General features: G+C 60.9%; 20 protein-coding genes. 14 read left to right on the forward strand and 6 right to left on the reverse strand.

Annotated features, from left to right (window positions below):
• Nucleotide 1 precedes the first annotated feature (1 nt).
• The 3 genes from puuE to ACR0J2_RS11570 all read left to right on the forward strand — a co-directional run bounded on the left by puuE (nucleotide 2) and on the right by ACR0J2_RS11570 (nucleotide 3393).
• Entirely contained in the window at nucleotides 2–1420 is a 1419-nt protein-coding gene (gene puuE, locus ACR0J2_RS11560; protein ID WP_480812645.1) for an allantoinase PuuE, read from the forward strand.
• Nucleotides 1417–1902, forward strand: a complete 486-nt coding sequence (locus ACR0J2_RS11565) for an ureidoglycolate lyase (RefSeq protein ID WP_480812646.1) — start codon at nucleotides 1417–1419, stop codon at nucleotides 1900–1902. Before puuE ends, ACR0J2_RS11565 begins: the two co-directional genes overlap by 4 nt.
• 63 nt (nucleotides 1903–1965) lie before the next feature.
• Nucleotides 1966–3393, forward strand: a complete 1428-nt coding sequence (locus ACR0J2_RS11570; protein ID WP_480812647.1) for a uracil-xanthine permease family protein — start codon at nucleotides 1966–1968, stop codon at nucleotides 3391–3393.
• A 41-nt stretch (nucleotides 3394–3434) separates the two neighbouring features.
• Here ACR0J2_RS11570 and ACR0J2_RS11575 read toward each other — a convergent pair whose 3' ends face one another.
• From ACR0J2_RS11575 to ACR0J2_RS11585, 3 genes are all read right to left on the reverse strand, one after another.
• Nucleotides 3435–4421, reverse strand: coding sequence for a type I glyceraldehyde-3-phosphate dehydrogenase (locus tag ACR0J2_RS11575; RefSeq protein WP_480812648.1), 987 nt, complete (start codon nucleotides 4419–4421; stop codon nucleotides 3435–3437).
• A 54-nt stretch (nucleotides 4422–4475) separates the two neighbouring features.
• Nucleotides 4476–4799: a hypothetical protein gene (locus tag ACR0J2_RS11580; RefSeq protein WP_170613375.1), complete on the reverse strand. Its 324-nt coding sequence runs from the start codon at nucleotides 4797–4799 to the stop codon at nucleotides 4476–4478.
• A 91-nt stretch (nucleotides 4800–4890) separates the two neighbouring features.
• Complete coding sequence (locus ACR0J2_RS11585; protein ID WP_321251420.1) at nucleotides 4891–5724, reverse strand: bifunctional allantoicase/(S)-ureidoglycine aminohydrolase; 834 nt, start codon at nucleotides 5722–5724, stop codon at nucleotides 4891–4893.
• Between the two features lie 178 nt (nucleotides 5725–5902).
• On the opposite strand from ACR0J2_RS11585, the gene ACR0J2_RS11590 reads away from it, so the two are divergent.
• Entirely contained in the window at nucleotides 5903–6256 is a 354-nt protein-coding gene (locus tag ACR0J2_RS11590; RefSeq protein ID WP_170807724.1) for a hypothetical protein, read from the forward strand.
• Between the two features lie 14 nt (nucleotides 6257–6270).
• On the opposite strand, the gene ACR0J2_RS11595 is transcribed toward ACR0J2_RS11590, so the two are convergent.
• Nucleotides 6271–7206, reverse strand: a complete 936-nt coding sequence (locus tag ACR0J2_RS11595) for a 2-hydroxyacid dehydrogenase (RefSeq protein ID WP_480812649.1) — start codon at nucleotides 7204–7206, stop codon at nucleotides 6271–6273.
• A gap of 167 nt (nucleotides 7207–7373) precedes the next feature.
• Between ACR0J2_RS11595 and ACR0J2_RS11600 the strand changes: the two genes are divergently transcribed.
• From ACR0J2_RS11600 to ACR0J2_RS11610, 3 genes are all read left to right on the forward strand, one after another.
• The gene (locus ACR0J2_RS11600; protein WP_480812650.1) at nucleotides 7374–8165 is read left to right on the forward strand and encodes a thioesterase family protein; all 792 of its coding nucleotides are present in this window, start codon (nucleotides 7374–7376) and stop codon (nucleotides 8163–8165) included.
• 75 nt (nucleotides 8166–8240) lie between these two features.
• Nucleotides 8241–8888, forward strand: coding sequence for a DUF1007 family protein (locus tag ACR0J2_RS11605; RefSeq protein WP_170807727.1), 648 nt, complete (start codon nucleotides 8241–8243; stop codon nucleotides 8886–8888).
• Nucleotides 8873–9802 (forward strand): nickel/cobalt transporter, encoded by a 930-nt coding sequence (locus ACR0J2_RS11610; protein ID WP_480812651.1) that lies wholly within the window; start codon nucleotides 8873–8875, stop codon nucleotides 9800–9802. Before ACR0J2_RS11605 ends, ACR0J2_RS11610 begins: the two co-directional genes overlap by 16 nt.
• Nucleotide 9803: 1 nt before the next feature.
• Here ACR0J2_RS11610 and truA read toward each other — a convergent pair whose 3' ends face one another.
• A complete protein-coding gene (truA, locus tag ACR0J2_RS11615; protein WP_480812652.1) occupies nucleotides 9804–10571 on the reverse strand; it encodes a tRNA pseudouridine(38-40) synthase TruA in 768 nt (255 codons plus the stop codon).
• Nucleotides 10572–10684: 113 nt separating this feature from the next.
• On the opposite strand from truA, the gene ACR0J2_RS11620 reads away from it, so the two are divergent.
• From ACR0J2_RS11620 to ACR0J2_RS11650, 7 genes are all read left to right on the forward strand, one after another.
• A complete protein-coding gene (locus tag ACR0J2_RS11620) occupies nucleotides 10685–12100 on the forward strand; it encodes a YcjX family GTP-binding protein (RefSeq protein WP_170613780.1) in 1416 nt (471 codons plus the stop codon).
• Complete coding sequence (locus ACR0J2_RS11625; RefSeq protein ID WP_480812653.1) at nucleotides 12097–12552, forward strand: N-acetyltransferase family protein; 456 nt, start codon at nucleotides 12097–12099, stop codon at nucleotides 12550–12552. The genes ACR0J2_RS11620 and ACR0J2_RS11625 overlap by 4 nt, the downstream gene beginning before the upstream one ends.
• Nucleotides 12545–13534, forward strand: coding sequence for a YcjF family protein (locus ACR0J2_RS11630; RefSeq protein ID WP_480812654.1), 990 nt, complete (start codon nucleotides 12545–12547; stop codon nucleotides 13532–13534). The genes ACR0J2_RS11625 and ACR0J2_RS11630 overlap by 8 nt, the downstream gene beginning before the upstream one ends.
• Before the next feature lie 59 nt (nucleotides 13535–13593).
• The gene (locus ACR0J2_RS11635; RefSeq protein WP_480812655.1) at nucleotides 13594–14304 is read left to right on the forward strand and encodes a VIT1/CCC1 transporter family protein; all 711 of its coding nucleotides are present in this window, start codon (nucleotides 13594–13596) and stop codon (nucleotides 14302–14304) included.
• A 249-nt stretch (nucleotides 14305–14553) separates the two neighbouring features.
• Nucleotides 14554–17610 (forward strand): isoleucine--tRNA ligase, encoded by a 3057-nt coding sequence (gene ileS / locus ACR0J2_RS11640; RefSeq protein WP_480812656.1) that lies wholly within the window; start codon nucleotides 14554–14556, stop codon nucleotides 17608–17610.
• Between the two features lie 134 nt (nucleotides 17611–17744).
• Nucleotides 17745–18203 carry a methylated-DNA--[protein]-cysteine S-methyltransferase gene (locus ACR0J2_RS11645; protein WP_480812657.1) on the forward strand — a complete coding sequence of 153 codons (459 nt, stop codon included), beginning with the start codon at nucleotides 17745–17747 and terminating at the stop codon, nucleotides 18201–18203.
• Nucleotides 18204–18279: 76 nt separating this feature from the next.
• Nucleotides 18280–18747, forward strand: coding sequence for a hypothetical protein (locus ACR0J2_RS11650; protein ID WP_170613349.1), 468 nt, complete (start codon nucleotides 18280–18282; stop codon nucleotides 18745–18747).
• Nucleotides 18748–18749: 2 nt separating this feature from the next.
• On the opposite strand, the gene ACR0J2_RS11655 is transcribed toward ACR0J2_RS11650, so the two are convergent.
• Nucleotides 18750–19445 (reverse strand): CDP-alcohol phosphatidyltransferase family protein, encoded by a 696-nt coding sequence (locus ACR0J2_RS11655; protein WP_170807735.1) that lies wholly within the window; start codon nucleotides 19443–19445, stop codon nucleotides 18750–18752.
• Nucleotides 19446–19485 lie beyond the last annotated feature (40 nt).

Here is a 19485-nt window from a genome sequence, read left to right on the forward strand (position 1 = left end):
CATGCAGCCCCCTCGTTACCCCCGCGATATGATCGGATACGGAGCCACCCCGCCCAATGCCAATTGGCCCGGTGGTGCAAGGATCGCGGTGCAGATCGTGCTCAACTACGAAGAGGGCGGCGAGAACTGCGTATTGCACGGCGACAGCGCGTCCGAGGCCTTCCTGTCCGAGATCGTCGGCGCTGCGCAATGGCCAGGGCAACGTCACTGGAACATGGAATCGATCTATGAATACGGATCACGGGCCGGGTTCTGGCGCTTGCACCGATTGATGAAAGATCTGCCGATCACGGTTTACGGGGTCGCCACCGCACTGGCCCGCTCACCCGATCAGGTGGCCGCGATGAAGTCGGCAGGGTGGGAGATCGCGAGCCACGGATTGAAATGGGTGGAACACAAGGACATGCCCGAGGCCGAGGAACGGGCCCAGATTGCCGAAGCCGTGCGCCTGCATACCGAAGTCGTGGGTGAGCGCCCGCGCGGCTGGTACACCGGTCGGTGCTCGGAAAACACAGTAAGGCTGGCGGCAGAAGAGGGCGGGATGGCCTATGTCGCGGATACCTATGCCGATGACCTGCCGTACTGGGTTCGGTTCGGTGATCGGCATCAGTTGATCGTGCCTTACACTCTGGACTGCAACGATATGCGCTTTGCAACGCCGCAAGGGTTCAATTCAGGCGATCAGTTCTTCTCCTACCTCAAGGACAGTTTTGATGCGCTTTATGCCGAAGGCGGGGCCGGGGCGCCAAAAATGCTGTCGATTGGGCTGCACTGCCGGTTGATCGGGCGTCCGGGTCGGGTGATGGCCCTTAAACGGTTCCTGGATTACGCGCGCGGGTTTTCGGATGTGTGGTTCGCCACGCGCCTGCAGATCGCAGAACACTGGGCCGCGCATTACCCACCCATACCGCGCGCAAGGCCGACCGAGTTGAGCCGGGAGGACTTTGTGGCCAGCTATGGCGGCATTTTCGAACACTCAGCCTGGATCGCCGAGCGCGCCTTTGATCTGGAACTGGGTCCGGCGCATGACACGGCGGGCGGCCTGCACAATGCCCTGGCCCGCATGTTTCGCTCGGCCACTGAAACGGAAAGGCTTGGCGTGCTGACAGCGCATCCCGATCTCGCGGGCAAGCTTGCGCAGGCTAAACGTCTGACCCAGGAAAGCACGTCCGAGCAGGCCTCGGCCGGGCTGGATGCGTTGACCGACGATGAACGCGCGACTTTCACGGATCTGAATCAGACCTACACGGACAAATTCGGATTTCCGTTCATCATCGCGGTTCGGGATCACGACAAGGCATCGATTCTGGAAGCGTTCAAACGGCGGATCGGGCAGGACCGGGACACTGAATTTGCGGAAGCCTGTCGACAAGTCGAACGGATCGCCGAATTCCGCCTGCGGGATGTGTTGCCGTCATGAGCAATCGGATCGGCCTTCAGCCGCTGACCGCTGATGCGTTTGCCCCATACGGCGATGTGATCGACGTTGCGGGTGAGCCGGACAAGATCATAAATCAGGGCCAATGCGGCCGGTATCACGACCGGGCGGATCTGGATTTTGCCGACGGGCGCGCCGGGATCAGCCTGTTCAACGCCAACCCACGGGCACTTCCCTATACGCTCGACATGGTCGAACGGCACCCCGAGGGCAGCCAGGCCTTTATCCCGATGACCCACCAGCCCTTTCTGGTGATCGTCGCGCCGGACGCCGATGGCAAGCCCGGGCGACCGCTGGCTTTTGTGACCCGGCCGGGGCAGGCGGTGAATTACCATCGCGGCACCTGGCACGGGGTCCTGACGCCGCTCCACGCCCCCGGCCTGTTTGCCGTCGTCGACAGGATCGGCGCAGGCGCAAATCTTGAAGAATTCTGGTTCGACACGCCCTATCAGGTCGTGCCGTAGCCAGTTGAAGCCGCAGGATAAGCGGTAAGACCCCCATGAAATCTGACAGGGAGGACAGTACTCATGGCCGACACTTCGATCGGTACGCCCGAACAGCTTCGGGATCCGAACTATACACCCGCATTACACAAGGCGGTTCCCCTTGGGATACAGCACGTTCTGGCGATGTTCGTGTCCAATGTGACGCCCGCGATCATCGTCGCGGGCGCGGCGGGATTCGGATTTGGATCAAATTCGCCCGATTTCCCGGAACTTCTTTATCTGATCCAGATGTCCATGCTGTTTGCCGGGGTCGCAACCCTGCTGCAGACGGTGACCTTGGGTCCGGTCGGGGCGGCCTTGCCGATTGTTCAGGGCACGAGCTTTGCCTTTCTGCCCATCATGATCCCGCTTGTGGCCGGTAAGGGCGTCGATGGGCTGGCTGCCCTGTTCGGCGGCGTTCTGATCGGTGGCCTGTTTCACGCCAGCCTCGGGGCGGTGATCGGTAAGATCCGGTTTGCGCTGCCGCCTCTGGTGACCGGGCTGGTCGTAACCATGATAGGTCTGGCGCTGGTCAAGGTAGGTATTCAATACGCGGCTGGCGGCGTTCCGGCGATTGGCACGCCGGAGTTCGGCTCGGCCCTGAACTGGTCGGCGGCTCTGGTCGTGATCTTCGTGACCCTTGCGCTCAAGTTCTTTACACGCGGGATGCTGTCGGTTTCGGCGGTGCTGATCGGTCTGGCTGCCGGCTACGTATACGCGCTGATGGTTGGCATGGTGACATTTGAGGCAATCGGTTCAAGCTGGAGCCGCGCCTCGGCCTTCGCATTGCCGATGCCGTTCAAATACGGGTTCGAGTTTTCGTTCGCTGCCGTGATCGGGTTCTGTCTGATGGCCTTTGTTTCGGCCATCGAAACCGTGGGCGATGTGTCCGGTGTGACCAAGGGCGGTGCCGGACGTGAAGCCACCGACAAGGAGATTGCCGGTGCAACCTATGCGGATGGTCTTGGCTCGGCGGTTGCCGGTGTGTTCGGCGGGTTGCCCAACACGTCGTTCAGCCAGAATGTCGGCCTGATCGCCATGACCGGTGTCATGAGCCGCAATGTCGTGACCATTGGTGCGCTGTTTCTGATCCTGTGCGGGCTGGTCCCCAAAGTCGGGGCCATCATCCGCACCGTTCCGATCGAAGTGCTGGGCGGCGGTGTGATCGTCATGTTCGGGATGGTTGTGGCCGCCGGTATATCCATGTTGTCCGATGTGGACTGGAACCGGCGCAATATGGTGATCTTTGCCATCTCGTTGTCCATCGGGTTTGGGCTGCAACTGGAACCGGATGCGGTCCAGCACTTGCCGGAAACTTTGGGCATCTTGATGAAAAGTGGCCTTTTGCCTGCTGCGGTCATCGCAATTGTGCTGAATCTGATCCTGCCCGAAGAACTGGCGGATGAGGCCACCGAAGAGGTGTCAGGCGGAATGGCCGGGCATGGCTCGGGCAGCTTGCCCCACGACTGATCCGTGAATCGCAGCCCGCCGTTTGGCGGGCTGCGTCGACTTCAGTTTGCCGCCATCAGGCGCGCGACATCCAGCATTCGGGCCGAAAAGCCCCATTCATTGTCATACCAGCCAAACACCCTGACCTGCCTGTTTCCCACCATGCGAGTTTCGGGGCCCGCGATCACAAGCGACTCGGGTCGCGTGCGCAGATCGGATGAGACCAGAGGCAGGTCCGTCCAGCCCAGAACAGGCGAGTTTTCGGCCGCTGCGCGCAGCTTTGCGTCAAACACCTCGGGGCTCATCTCGTTTTCCAGGGTCACGATCAGGTCTACGGCCGAAACGCTGGCGGTGGGTACGCGCACCGCGGCGCCCGAGATGCGACCGGCCAGATGAGGCATGACTTCGTCAATCAGATGCGTGGCACTGGTTGTGGTTGGAACCATGGACAGCGCACCCGCACGCGAGCGCGCAAGATCGCCGCGCGGCGCGTCCACCATCGGCTGGCTGTTTGTGTAGCAATGGATCGTTGTCATATGGGCCGCGGTGATGCCGCCGATCCCATCCAATACCCGCACCAGCGGAGCCAGCCCGTTGGTGGTACAGGACGCGTTCGAAACGATCCGGGCGTTGCCCAGCTGGTCTTCGTTTGCGCCCAGTACGATCGTGACTTCGGTCGCGGGCGAGGGGCCGGAGATCAGCACCTTGCTGGCCCCGGCAGTCAATCCTCGGCTGGCAACATCGGACGTGCGTGCGATGCCTGTGCAGTCCAGCAGGACATCGACCCCGGATAGATCCACACGGGTCAGATCCTCGCTGTGGGTCATCGGAACCCGGTGCCCGTTCACGATCAGGGTGTCACCTTCAGCCAGGACCGTTCCGGCGTAAGGGCCAAAGGTGCTGTCGTATTTGAACAGATAGGCGCAGGTCTCAAGCGGGGCGATATCGTTGATCAGCACCAGCTCGACATTGCTGTCTTCCGGCAAGGCCAGAACCTGCCGCAGAATTGTGCGGCCGATACGGCCGAATCCGTTGATCGCGAGTTTCATGGGCAAGCTATGGCAGGCTGACCGGGCGATCTCAATGCCCGTTTCGATACCGTTCTAACCGCAGGAGACCTGCGAGAAAAACTGGCCCGAGATGTTCTGATACATGCTTGAGCGGATAACCTTGCAACCCGTTGCCTGCTGGATCGCCGCTATGGCTTGTATCGTCCGCAGGCGCGGCGGCGGACCAAAGGGGTTCAGATTGTTGTTGTCCCGTGTGGCGCGGTAAATGACCGGAGCGTCTGAAACCTGTGTCACAGCCCATGTACGGCTCATGACAAATACGGATTTGGTTTCTTCCCTGGCCGCAACAGGTGCGGCATCGAACGCCGTCAGGCCGATAACGGCCGCAAGCGCAAACATCGTTCCGCGAAATAACATGGTGCAATCTCCAGTACTATAACCCGAGGATATTTCACCAGATTCAGACGCTTCTGTGAACCCCTGACAGGCAAATGACCATTCTACCCGTTTAACGCCGCGACAGGTTCAGCGGCATGTGCCGGTTAACGTCCTTGTAAAGCAGATAGCGGAACCGCCCCGGGCCGCCTGCGTAACAGGCTTGCGGGCAGAAAGCGCGCAGCCACATGTAATCTCCGGCCTCGACCTCGACCCAGTCTTGGTTGAGCCTGTAGACGGCCTTGCCCTCCAACACGTAAAGCCCGTGCTCCATCACGTGGGTTTCGGCAAAGGGGATCACGCCGCCGGGTTCGAAGTTGACGATGTTGACATGCATGTCGTGGCGCAGATCCTGCGGGTCGGCAAAGCGGGTCGTCGACCAGCGCCCTTCGGTGCCGGGCATTTCGATGGGGACCACGTCGCGTTCATTGGTGATGATTGGATCGGGCACGGGCAGGCCGGGGACGGCCTCGTAAGCCTTGCGGACCCAGTGGAATCTGGTCACTTCATCTGCTCGGTTGTGCAGCGTCCAGTCCGAACCCGGCGGGATGTAGGCGTAGCCACCGGTTTCAAGGACATGAACATCGCCGCCAAGGGTCAGTGTGACCGTGCCCTCGACCACAAAGATCACCCCCTGGGCCTGCGCGTCGGTTTCGGGGCGATCAGATCCGCCGCCGGGCTGAACCTCCATAATATACTGCGAAAAGGTCTCGGCAAATCCGCTGAGCGGGCGCGAGAGCACCCATAGACGCGTGCCTTCCCAGAATGGCAGGTAACTGGTGACGATGTCGCGCATGGTGCCCTTGGGGATCACCGCGTATGCGTCGGTGAACATGGCGCGGTCTGTCAGAATCTGGTCCTGGCCGGGATGCCCGCCGGATGGGGCGTAATAAGTCGGATGTGCCATCGAATGCCTCTGGTTCGTATCGGTCGCACTATGCTGGCAATAAACCGGCGGTCCTAGCGCCTGTGTTGCGATAGGTTTGTTCGGGATAATTTGAAGGTGCGCGCCGTGGGGGGCTTGGCCACGGACCAGCGCGAGTATAGTCTTGGGACTAAATCTATTTCAGAACGGTGAGGCGAATATGAAGCCCAGGAAATTGGCAACCTTCGCAGCGGTAATGAGTTTTGGTCTGGGCGTTGCCGCAGACGCCAAACCGCTGTCCCGCATCATATCGGAGATGGGGCTGACCCCTGCGGATTTTGAAGTGGTAAATGCCACGGCGGACCAGTTGCTGACAGGCAGCGCGCGGGCCGGAGATGAACGCAGCTGGGTCAATGACGCCACGGGATCAAAGGGAACGATCCGGGTCCGGGATGTTCGCGGCAACTGCGTACATCTGCAGCATTTTATTCAGCCCGAAGGCGCCGAGAGTTCGCGCGAGGTCAGAACGCGCAGATGCAAGGACGCCAGCGGCAACTGGATTCTGACGCCCTGAGAGTCACCGACTATTCAGTAACCGCGCGCCCTGTCGACTTCGTGCAGCAGAGGCTGACCGCTGGTCAGGCGCCGGAAATTCTCGGCCACATCGGACAATGCGTTGCCCAGATGCCAGCCCGACACATGCGGGGTGATCGTCACTTGGGGATGCCGCCATAACGGGTTGTCCGAAGGCAGGGGTTCTTGCGAGGTGACGTCCAGAACTGCATGACCCGGTGTGCCGCGATCCAGCGCCGCCATCAGCGCGGTTTCGTCGATCAGATCACCGCGTCCGGCATTCAGCAACTGGCTTCCGGGTTTCATCGCATCCAGAAGCGCGGCATCGAACAATCCGATTGTCTGAGGTGTCGATGGCAGAATGGCACAGACATGATCGCACTGGCTCAGCAGGTCGGGCAGCATGTTCTCGCCATGCAGGCAGGTCACACCCTCAATCTGCTTGGGCGAACGGCTCCATCCCATGACCTGGAACCCGACATCGCGCAGCATCCGGGCGGTTCGCGCACCGATATGGCCCAGCCCCAATACCCCGACCACCGTATCAGGGCTGAAGCCGGGCGCGCGCGGTGTCCATTCGGCTCGGCGCTGGGCGGCTTCATAGATTGCCATGTGCCGCTGCCGGCGCAACACATACGCCAGAAACCATTCGGCTATGCCCTGCGCGGGAGCGTCGGGTTTCAGGCGGGTAATGCGGACATGCTCGGGCAGGCCAGGATTGCTGACGATTGTCTCGACCCCGGCGCCGAGTTTCTGCACGAGTTTCAGGTTCGGATAGCGCTTCGGCTGATCTTGGCGCAGGCCGACAAGCGCGATCATCGTGATGTCTGCGGCATCGCCAATCGAATCCGGGGTGCGCACGTCCGCGTCCGGATCGTGTCGCCGGATTTCGCGCGCAATATCATCATCGCTGATCCAGTCGGACAATCCGGTTTCAACCAACAATGCCATTTCGCACCCCCATGTGTTTCGATTTGAACGAATGACGTTCCGTCACCCAACTGGACATCTTTCGGGCAGCTAAGTCATTCTCGGTCCAAAGGTAAAGCCCGGTCCGTCGTCGGATCGCGGAAACATGATCGACAAATGACCCGTGGGATCCGACACCGATGACTGCCATGCCCAGCCAAAAGGCTTTCTTTGACGTTGACCCGGATGGCGTGTTTGTCGGCAACGACCCGGCGCGCGGACCGTGGTCCGCCGATCATTGTCATGCCGGCCCCGTTGCCGGCCTGATCGTCCGCGCGGCCGAGGCTGAAACAGGCCCCGAAAAGATGCTGACCCGGCTGACGGTGGACCTGATCCGGCCATTGCCGCTGGCGGGATTGCGGGTTGCCGCCGAGACCACCCGGCACACACGCACATTGGCGACAACATGGGTCACGGTGCATGATCTGGACAACACGCTGTGCGCAACGGCAACAACAATGCATCTTGTGCGCAAAGATCTGGGCCAGGTTCCCACGGCTGAGGTTCTCGCACCTGCATTTCATGATCTCGTGACCGGGGATTTTCCCTTGATGGAGTTGCGGCATGACCTGCATTGTTTTGCGCAGGCCGTGGACGTGGCCTATCCAAAAGGTGGCAATCAGGGCCTTGGTCCCAAGACGATCTGGTTGCGAACGCCGCATTTGCTTGGCACCGAACGGCCTTCGCCCATTCAGTCGCTGTGTCCGCTGGCCGATTGCGGCAACGGTATCTCGTGCAACGTGCAACCGTCCGGCATGGGGTTTATGAACACGGACCTGACGCTGCACATCCACCGCGAACCTGTCTCGGACTGGTTGGCGGCCGAGTCGGCCTCGCACTGGCAGCCGAACGGAATCGGAATGTCGCAAGCGATCCTGTATGACACGCAGGGGCCAGTGGGTACGGCGTTGCAGACACTCGTTCTGCTTCCACCGCGCTAGCGCATACCCTTCGGATGTTTCGATCCGTGTTGGAAGTGCATTGCCGCAGCGGCCTTCGGCCCCTATGTTCTGGCCATGCGCTGGCTGATTACATTGTTAACCTGTTGCCTGCCGGTTTCGGCAATTCCGCACCCGCATGTCTATATCGACACCGGGCTGGAATTCATTGTCGATGAGACGGGCCAATTGACTCATGTCCGCGTGACCTGGGTCTATGACGAATTCTATTCCCTTCTGGTTCTGGAAGACCTGAAACTCGATCAGGATGCAGACGGCGTGCTGTCCGAGGCCGAGCAGAAAGTTCTGACCGGTTTCGACATGCAATGGGTCGCAGGCTACAACGGCGATCTTGTAATCGCCGCAGGTGGAACGCCGGTTTCATTGACGGGGCCGTCAGAGCCGTCCGCGACCACCGAAGACGGGCGTATCGTGACAACTCATTTGCGCGAGGTCGAATCTGGCGGCGTATCGGCGGCTGACCTGTCCGCCAAACCTTTCGATGAAACCTTCTACACGGCTTACGAGGTCACGCGCCCGGTGACGATTTCCGGGCCGGATGGCTGCCAGATCGATCGCCGGGAACCCGATATCGACGGACAACTGGCGCAGATGCAGGCCTTTCTTCTGACATTGGATGCAGATGTCGACCTTGAAGAAAATGATATCCCCCTTGTCGGGGAAAGCTTTGCGACCGAGATCCGCGTTTCATGTCCAAATTCCTGATCATTCCGGTCGCGCTGGCCTGTGCCTTGCTGTTGTGGTTCTGGGGCAGCGGCGGATTCGATCATCTTGCTGCCTGGGCTGCGGGTGAACAACGGGACTTCCAGAACCAGATCGCGCGTTCCCTGCGCGCCGCGCGCGCGGAACAGCCGGAAGCTGTCGCGACCCTGCTGACGGTTTGTTTCGCCTATGGGTTTTTCCACGCGATCGGCCCGGGACACGGCAAGGTTCTGATCGGCGGCTACGGGCTGGGCCGTCAGGTCGCTTTCTGGCGTTTGTCCGCCATCAGTGTTCTGTCCAGTCTGGGGCAGGCGGTAACGGCGATCGTTCTGGTCTATGCCGGGGTGCTGGTGTTTCAGATGTCGCGCGAGTCTCTGATCGGGACAACAGAACAGGTGATGGCTCCGATCAGTTATGGGGCCATTGCGGCGATCGGGATATGGCTTGTCCTGCGTGCGGTTCGCAGTTTCGCCCGACAGCATCGAAACTCACAGTCTTCCGCGCGCCATCATCATGACCACCATGATCACCACCACCACGATCACGGGGAGTGTTCCGAGTGCGGTCACCGCCATGGCCCAAGCCCCGAGGAAGTGGCGAATGTTGGCAGCCTGCGCGAGGCGTTGGTGCTGATCGCGGGGATTGCTGCGCGTCCCTGCACCGGCGCGCTGTTCGTGCTGATCCTGACTTGGCAGATGGGTATCGCAATGGTCGGCATCGCCGGGGCATTTGCCATGGCGCTGGGCACTGCGACGGTCACAACCTTTGTGGGCTGGACATCCTTCGGCTTGCGCGGGGGGCTTCTGGCCTCGGCCTCGGCCACGCGGTTCGTTTCTGTGCTGGCCCCGACTATCGAACTGGTTGCGGGTCTGATTATTGCAGTGATCGCAAGCGGGTTGCTGATGCGCGCGCTATAGGTCAGTCGAACACCGGTTCAGGGTATCCGACTCGCGCTAGGTAAAGGCCTTGCGGCGGGCAGACCGGGCCACAGGCAGCACGGTCAGCGGCCTGCAGCGCATCGCGCACATCTTCTGGTGTCCACGATCCCGCGCCGACCCGTTCCAGCGTGCCCACAAAGCTGCGCACCTGATTGTGCAGGAACGACCGCGCGCGCACGTGGAAGTGCACTTCGGGCCCTGAAAAGCCCTGAACCCGTTCAACCCGCAACTCATCCAGAGTTTTGACCGGGCTGACCGCCTGACAGATCGACGAGCGGAAGGTCGTGAAATCATGCCGCCCGATCAGCATGTCCGCACCGGCTTGCATCGCGTCGACATCCAGCTGGTGGTTGATCTGCCAGACCTGCCCGCTGTCATGGGTGGCGGGGGCGCGGCGCATCAGAATGCGGAACAGGTATTGCCGTTCGAGTGCTGAAAACCGGGCATGCCAATCGTCATCCACCCGCGCAGCCTTTACGATGGCCACGGGTTGAGGCTTGAGGTGATAGTTCAGCGCCTCGGACAGGCGAAACGAATCCCAGTCTTTCACCAGATCGCAATGCGCCACCTGTCCCAACGCATGAACGCCCGCGTCTGTCCGCCCGGCGGCGGCAATTGTGTGCTCACCCGGCTGGATACGCGACAGTGCGGTCTCGATTGCGCCCTGCACGGACGGCAGGTCCTTTTGCCGCTGCCATCCGGCAAACGGTTCCCCCTGATATTCGACTTTCAGCGCGTATCTTGGCATGTGGCGCTGGTATCGCGCCGCGCCGGTCCGGGCAAGAGCCGGATTGGGAAAAGCTCTGGCAACCTCGGGGCTTGCTACCTATCTTGAGCAAAACAACCATGCGGGGCGGCGGATTGGTCATCTCATCACTGGCAGACAGTCTTGTGCGCGGTGTCGAATCCGTGGGCGACCGCGTGTCTGAAACCCTGTTCGAGCCTGTCATACGTCTGGGCGTCACCGGGCTGGCGCGGTCCGGCAAAACGGTGTTCATCACCTCGCTTGTGGCCAATCTTCTGGATCGGGGCCGCATGACGGGGCTTGTCGCCCAGCAGGAGGGGCGGATCAACGCCGCCTATCTGCAACCACAGCCTGATGACACGGTGCCCCGGTTCGACTTTGAATCTCATCTGTCCGACCTGACCGGCCCCGCGCCGCACTGGCCCGAGAGCACGCGCGCGGTGTCCGAACTGCGCCTGTCATTCAAGGCGCGCCCCGCCGGTTTGCTGGCCGGGTTGCAGGGACCGCGCACCGTTCATCTTGATATCGTGGACTATCCGGGGGAATGGCTGCTGGATCTGGCCCTGTTGGAGAAATCCTATGCGGAATGGTCGCAGGACACGCTGACTCGCATCGAAGACCGGTCCGAAGCAGCGGTTTTCCTGTCACAGATCGGGGCAACCGATCACACTGAGAACCACGATGAGCCGACGGCTCAGGCACTGTCGGCGGCGTTCACGGATTATCTGAACAGGGCGCGGGACAGCGGGTATTACGACTGCACACCGGGGCGGTTCCTGTTGCCGGGCGACCTGGCCGGATCACCGGTTCTGACCTTTGCGCCGTTGCCGGTTGACGGCCCGTCGCGCAGGCGCTCGCTGCACCGCGAGATGGAACGGCGGTTCGAGGCGTACAAGTCGCAGGTGGTCAAACCGTTCTTCCGTGATCATTTCTCGCGCATCGACCGGCAGGTTGTGTTGGTCGACGCGCTGGGCGCAATTCACAAGGGCCCGAAGGCGGTCGAGGACATGCGCCGCGCGATGGCAGATATCCTGTCGGCTTTCCGTCCCGGCCGAAATGCGTGGCTCAGCCAGCTGCTGCTGGGCAAACGGGTCGAGCGTATTCTCTTTGCTGCCACCAAGGCCGATCATCTGCACCACTTGCAACACCCACGCCTGACCGCGATCATGGAGGCGCTGACGCGCGAAGCGCAGGACAGGGCCAAATTCGCCGGAGCCGAGACCGCCGCCCTGTCGCTGGCGTCGCTGCGTGCCACGACGGAAGAAATGCGCAATCACAACGGGTCGGAACTGCCCTGCGTGCGTGGCACTCTGTTGGATACCGGGAACCAGGCTGCCTTTTATGCCGGGGATCTGCCGTCAGATCCCGCTCATCTGCTGGGCCCGGCCCGCGACGGGGCTGAGAACTGGCTGAACGATGATTTCGGTTTCATGACATTTGCCCCGGCGCATCTGACCCTTCGCCCCGGGGACGGGCCGCCGCACATCCGGCTGGACCGGGCCGCCCAGTTTTTGATCGGAGACCGCCTGTGACCGTAAAACTCCGCCCCGCCCGCAGTACGGATGCCGGCGCGACCGGTGAAATCCTGCATGGATTCGCGCGCGAGAACGACTGGATGCCCGAGCTGCATTCCTGCGCTGAAACCATCGCGTTTTGCGGCAGGATGATCGATCAGGGTTGGGTCACTGTGGCCGAGACGGACAAGGGCGTCGTGGGGTTTCTGGCGCGTCATGGTGACGAGGTTCATTCCCTCTATCTTGCCGCTGCGGCGCGGGGGCAGGGGATTGGGCGGAAATTGCTGGACCGAGCCAAAACCGAACGATCTCAGCTGTCGCTGTACGCGTTCGAGGCAAACGGGCCCGCGCGCAGGTTTTATGCGCGTCACGGATTTGTCGAGGTCGCGCGCGGCAACGGATCGGACAACGATGAAAACCTGCCGGATATCAGGTTTGTCTGGAATGCGGAGGGCGGCAACAATGGCTAAAGGCCCGGTTCTGATTGATCTGGAAGCGGATGAACCCGCTGCCGACGTAGCACAGGCGCCACCCGTTCCCGATGTTGCGCAGCCGCAAGGTCAGGCAATGCAGGCCGCGGCCCGGCTTGCGGCCCGAAAGCCTTCTACCCTGTCCCGGTGGTTCTGGGGGCTGGCGCTGGCCGTTGTGGGCGCGGCGGTTTCGATTGCAGCGTGGGATTTTGCAACGTCGCTGGTGGCGCGTTCGCCTGTTTTGGGGTGGATCGTCACCGGGCTGATTGCGGCGCTGGTACTGGTGACGCTGATCATCGTGATCCGTGAACTGGCGGCTATTGGACGGCTGTCGCGCGTGGATGGAATGCGCCGCGCCGCCGATGCCGCGCTGGCCGAAGCTGATCTGGAGCAGGCGCGGTCGGTCACGAACCGGCTGGTCGCGTTCTACAAGGGCCGCGAAGACACGAGATGGGGCCGCGACAGGCTGGCCGAGCGCATGGGCGAGCAATTCGATGCCAGCGGTCTGCTGTCCCTTGCCGAGGACGAATTGCTTGCCCCGCTCGACGCTGCCGCCAGCCGTGAGGTCGAAGCGGCGGCCAGGCAGGTGGCCACCGTGACCGCGCTTGTACCGCTGGCGCTGGCGGATGTCGCAACGGCGATGCTGGCGTCCCTGCGGATGATCCGGCGCATTGCCGAAATCTACGGAGGCCGCGCCGGTTTTTTTGGCGGATGGCGTCTGACGCGGGCCGTCTTTGTGCATCTGGTCGCCACGGGCGCCGTCGCTGTGGGTGATGATCTGCTGGAGCCGGTTCTGGGCGGCTCAGTCCTCAGCAAACTGTCCCGCCGTTTTGGTGAGGGTCTGGTAAACGGCGCGCTGAGCGCCCGTGTTGGCGTGGCGGCGATGGAAGTCTGCCGCCCGTTGCCTTTTTCCAAACGGCACAAGCCGTCGACCCGCGGCATGATCCGGCGTGCACTGAGCGGCCTGTTCTCGAAAGATTGATCTGACGCAAGGCCATAGTGCTATCCTTCCGCCAAGCTAATGGCGACGGAGGGCCAGCCATGATCGACCACGGTCACAGCCAGAAAGAGATTTCCGCCCGGATCAATGCCCCGCCCGGTCGCGGCGTCCTGCGGGATCTTGTCTATGGCGGGCTGGACGGGTCGGTCACGACCTTTGCCATTGTGTCCGGTGTCGCCGGGGCGGGTCTGTCGCCCTTTGTCATTGTGGCGCTTGGCCTTGCGAACGTGCTGGCCGACGGGTTTTCGATGGCGGCCGGGAACTATTCGGGCACCAAGGCCGAACTGGACAATATCCGCCGCATTCGCGCGGTCGAGGAACGCCATATCGACCTTTATCCCGAAGGCGAGCGCGGCGAAGTGCGTGAGATTCTGGCTCAGAAAGGACTTTCGGGCCGCGTTCTGAACGAGGCGACGGATGCCATCACCGATAATCGGGAAAACTGGATCAACCTGATGATCGAAGGCGAATACGGTCTGGGCAGTGTCGAGCCTCATCCGCTCAAGGCTGCAACGGCGACGTTCTTCGCGTTTCTGGTGGCCGGGATGGTTCCGCTGGTTCCGTTTCTGGTGTCCGTCCAGAATGCCTTTGCGGTCTCGGTCTCACTGACACTTGCGGTTTTCTTCGCCATCGGTGCTATGAAAAGCCGGTGGTCGCTGGCCCCTTGGTGGCGGTCGGGGATTGAGACCTTGTTGATCGGCGGAACGGCGGCGTTGATTGCCTACCTTGTCGGGTCCCTGTTTCACCCCTGACAGCCCGTTTGGCCGTTTTGAATTGGTGTTGAAAATGACACGTTCGCCGCTCTTCACCCCGGGCGGCAGAACCTCTGGACCATTGCGGGAAGGCGTCTTATAAGCCTGCCATGCATGACCGTCTGGCCATCATTATTCGAATTATATCCCCGGCGCTCTGACCCTCTGAGACGCCGGGCAAAGGTGTTTGAGACTTCGCACCGAACGCTTCGATCCTAGTAAGACCAGATCATCCAAGGGACGCCCCAAATGTGCGCCGATACGATCCAGACACCTGACTACAAAGACACGCTGAACCTGCCCAAAACCGAGTTCCCGATGCGCGCCGGCCTGCCCAAGCGCGAGCCCGCATGGCTGGAGCGGTGGGAAACCATCGGCGTCTATGACCGCCTGCGTGAAAAAGAGGGCCGCACGCCCTTTACGCTGCATGATGGCCCTCCTTACGCGAACGGTCACCTGCATATCGGTCACGCGCTGAACAAAACGATCAAGGACATGATCGTGCGGTCCCATCAGATGATGGGCCATGATGCGCGCTATGTGCCCGGTTGGGACTGCCACGGCCTGCCGATCGAATGGAAGATCGAGGAACAGTACCGCAAGAAGGGCAAGAACAAGGATGAGGTGAACATCGTCGACTTCCGTCAGGAATGCCGCAAGTTCGCCGAAGGTTGGATCGACGTCCAGCGCGAAGAGTTCAAGCGCCTTGGCATCACAGGCAACTGGCCCGATCCCTACATCACCATGGACTATCATGCCGAGGCCGTGATCGCCGACGAGTTCATGAAGTTCCTGATGAACGGCACGCTCTATCAGGGCTCCAAACCCGTGATGTGGTCGCCCATCGAGAAAACTGCGCTGGCCGAGGCCGAGGTCGAATATCACGACAAGGAAAGCTTCACCATCTGGGTGAAGTTCAAGGTTTCTGAAACAGATACTTCGCGACCCGAGTTTAAGTTCGAAGTCGGTAAAGAAGCCGCCGCGAAAATTTACGAACATGGGACCGACCATCAGCCCGCGCCGATAACTGCGGATGAATTGGAAGCTCAGATCGCTGCTTCGAGGAAATTATTGGCCGAGCAATTGGTTGGGGCGCATGTCGTAATCTGGACTACAACACCTTGGACAATGCCATCCAACAAGGCAGTCGTGTACGGTAGAGACATCTCCTATGGTCTGTACGAAGTTACCGGGACGCCGGATGAGTGTTGGGCTAATGTGGGCGACAAGTTTCTGCTGGCCGATAACCTTGCTGCTGACGTGCTGGGCCGCGCACGCCTCAATGACGATCAGTGGACACGAGTGCGCGACATTTCCGCTGCGGAACTTAGTGCTCTTTGCTTGTCTCACCCATTGGCCGATGCCCCTGGCGGTAATGGTGAATGGGACGACATCCGTGACTTCCGCGCCGCTGAGTTCGTAACCGACACCGAAGGCACAGGTTTCGTTCACTGTGCACCGTCCCACGGGATGGAAGAATTCGAGCTGTACCGCGATCTGGGGATGCTGGAACAGGTCATCACCTACAACGTGATGGACGATGGCTCATTCCGCGCTGACCTGCCGTTCTTTGGTGGCAAATACATCCTGTCCCGCAAGGGCGGTGAGGGTGACGCGAACAAGGCCGTGATCGACAAGCTGGTCGAGGTCGGCGGCCTGCTGGCGCGTGGCAAGATCAAGCACAGCTATCCTCATTCGTGGCGCTCGAAGGCTCCGATCATCTACCGCAACACGCCGCAGTGGTTTGCCTCGGTCGACCGCAAGCTGGATGACGGTATGGGCGAGATGGGCGACACCATCCGCGAACGGGCCCTGCGCTCGATCGACGAGCTGGTGAAGTGGACCCCGCAGACCGGTCGAAACCGCCTGTATTCGATGATCGAAGCGCGCCCGGACTGGGTTCTGTCCCGCCAGCGCGCCTGGGGCGTGCCGCTGACCTGCTTCACCAAAAAGGGTGCTCTGCCGACCGACGCAGATTATCTGCTGCGCAACGCAGACCTGAACGCGCGTATCAAAGCGGCGTTCGAGGCAGATGGTGCGGACGTCTGGTACACCGAGGGCTTCAAAGAGAAGATTCTGAACGGCATCGCCAACCCCGATGACTACGATCAGGTGTTTGACGTGCTGGACGTGTGGTTCGACTCGGGCTCGACCCACGCTTTCGTTCTGCGTGATCGAGAGGACGGCACCGAAGACGGCATCGCCGATGTCTACATGGAAGGGACCGACCAGCACCGCGGGTGGTTCCATTCTTCCATGCTGCAGGCCTGCGGCACCAAAGGCCGCGCGCCTTATCGCAACGTTGTGACCCACGGTTTCACGCTGGATGCCAAGGGCAACAAGATGTCCAAATCGCTGGGCAACACCATCGTGCCGGAAGAGGTCATCAAGCAATACGGCGCCGACATCCTGCGTCTGTGGGTGGCTCAGACCGACTATACCGCCGACCAGCGGATCGGGCCGGAAATCCTGAAAGGCACCGCCGACAGCTATCGCCGCCTGCGCAACACCATGCGGTTCATGCTGGGTTCGCTGGCTGACTTCTCCGAGGCGGATCGCGTCGCGCCCGAGGATATGCCGCGACTGGAGCGTTGGGTTCTCAGCCGTCTTGCCGATCTGGATAGCCAAGTGCGCAAAGGCTACGCCGCGTTCGACTTCCAGGGCGTGTTCAGTGCCGTTTTCACCTTTGCGACCGTCGATCTGTCATCGTTCTATTTCGATATTCGCAAGGATGCGCTGTATTGCGATGGCGACACGCTGCGCCGCCGGTCCGCGCGCACCGTGCTGGATACCCTGTTCCACCGCCTGACCACCTGGCTGGCGCCGGTCCTGGTCTTCACCATGGAGGAAGTCTGGCTGGAACGGTTCCCGGGCGACGACAGTTCAGTCCATCTGGTGGACTTCCCCAAGACGCCTGCCGACTGGCGCAACGCCGAGCTTGAGACAGCCATGGCCAAGATCCGCCGGGTGCGCCGTGCCGTAACCGCTGCGTTGGAAGTGCAGCGCCAGGACAAGGTCATCGGCTCCAGCCTGGAGGCGGCGCCGATCGTGTATATCGAAGACTCCGAAACGCGCGATCTGCTGGCAACGTTTGATGTGGATGACATGTGCATCACCTCTGGCCTGTCGGTGACCGGCGATCCGGCCCCGGCCGAGGCGTTCCGCGTGCCTGAGATTGAAGGCGTCGGAGTGGTGTTCGAAAAGGCGGAAGGCGCGAAGTGCCAGCGGTGCTGGAAGATCCTGCCTGACGTGGGCCGACACGCGCATGACGACGTCTGCGGGCGCTGCGACGAAGCGCTGGGCTGATCCGTTACCGGCGGCTATGGGGCAGGGCCTTTAGTGAGGCTCTGCCTTTCTCCGAAAGGTATTTTGAACAAAAGACGGGCGAATTGTCTGGATTCGGGTTGCGGTGGCTGTGACCTGTCTGTCAGCATGACCGAATGGGAACGATTGCGGTAGACACACGGTTTGGACGCCTCGGCATCGTCGAGGAAGACGAGGCAATCACGGGGCTGATTTGGGACGGGTCCGACGATGCCCCTGATACGCCGTTGCTCCGCGAGGCGGCGGCGCAGATGCAGGCCTACGACCAGAAGCGCCTGCAAAGGTTCGATCTGCCCTATCGTATAAAGGGAACAGAGTTTCAGCGCCGGGTCTGCGACGCAATGTTCGCGATCCCGCTGGGTGAGACCCGGACTTATGGCCAGTTGGCGGCGGAGCTGGGCTATTCGGCGCAGGCGGTTGGGCGCGGCTGTGGCGGCAATCCGATCCCGGTGATCATCCCGTGCCACCGCGTTTTGGGGGCAAATGGAAGGATGGTCGGGTTTTCCGGGTGCGGGGGTGTCGAGACCAAGGTTGCCCTGTTGCGCCATGAAGGAGCCGCCAGCCTGCTTATCTGAACAGTGGAAACCTGTTGCAATCGCCCGGATTGCGGCCCAACTTATATTCGATACTGAATTTGAAGGACCGCATTGAATGACCACTGAAGCAGACCTTGCAGCCCGCAAGAAGGCAATTATCGACCGGCTGATGTCGCTTGAAGCGCAGGAGCTTGCCACGGCGCAGGCGCATTATGATGCGTTTCTGAAAGATTCGCAGCTGGATGACCGTGAAGGACATGACAAGGACGACATCGCTGCCTCGCGCGAGAATGCAGATCTCGCGGCAGCTTTCGACGCGCCGGTCCATGCCCATCATGCCAAGATCGACGTGATCGAAAACACTGATTTCAGCCTGACCGACACGGTGCAGCCCGGCGCGGTGATCAAATTCAACAACCGGCGGTTTGTTGTGTGTGTTTCAACGACGCGGTTTGACGTCGACGGCAACACCTACATGGGCATTTCCATGCAAAGCCCGATCTACCTAGCCATGGCCGGCCTGCAGGAGGGTGATGTGTTCACCCATAATGGCACCGAATTCGAAGTGCAGGAGGTCCTGTAATTTCAGCTATCGCGCGCGGGTACCATCTGCTGAGCGATGCCCGCGAAGGTCAGGTACAGGCTGGTGACGACCAGCCCCCAGTGCGCCCAGCTTTCGGGATGGAAATCGACCCAGGCTGCCCATCCGGCAAAGAACGTCCAGGCCAGGGCCATTGGCAAAGTCAGGTTGCGCCAGCGTTCGGTCCGGACCGGGTGAACGAATTTCAATGGCAGAAACATTGCCAGCGATAGCAGTGTCACCAGCAGCAGAATTACCCAGAAATTCGGTTCGAGCGCGAAGATCACGATAACGAACATGTTCCAGCAGCCGGGAAAGCCGGAAAAGGAGTTGTCCTTGGTCTTCATTCGGGTGTCGGCAAAGTACATCGCGCTGGCAAATGTGATGACAATGATTGCGAACCAGCCGGTCCAGCCATCCATCAGCCCCGATTTGAAAAGTGCAAAGGCGGGAATGAACACGTAAGTCAGGTAGTCGATTATCAGGTCTAGCAGGACGCCATCGAACTCGGGCGCGTTTTTCTTGACGTGGTAGTGGCGGGCAAGCGGGCCGTCGATACCGTCCACGATGAACGAGACCACAAGCCAGAGATACATCAGGCTCCATTTTTCTTCGACGGCGGCCAGCATGGCCAGCATTGCGAAAACGGCACCGGTGGCGGTGAACAGATGAACGCTAAGGGCTTTGAATCTCAATGTCATGGGGGTGTCATGGACGATGCGGCCACGAGATGCAAAGCAA

It is taken from the genome of Ruegeria sp. CG4 (assembly GCF_056537185.1).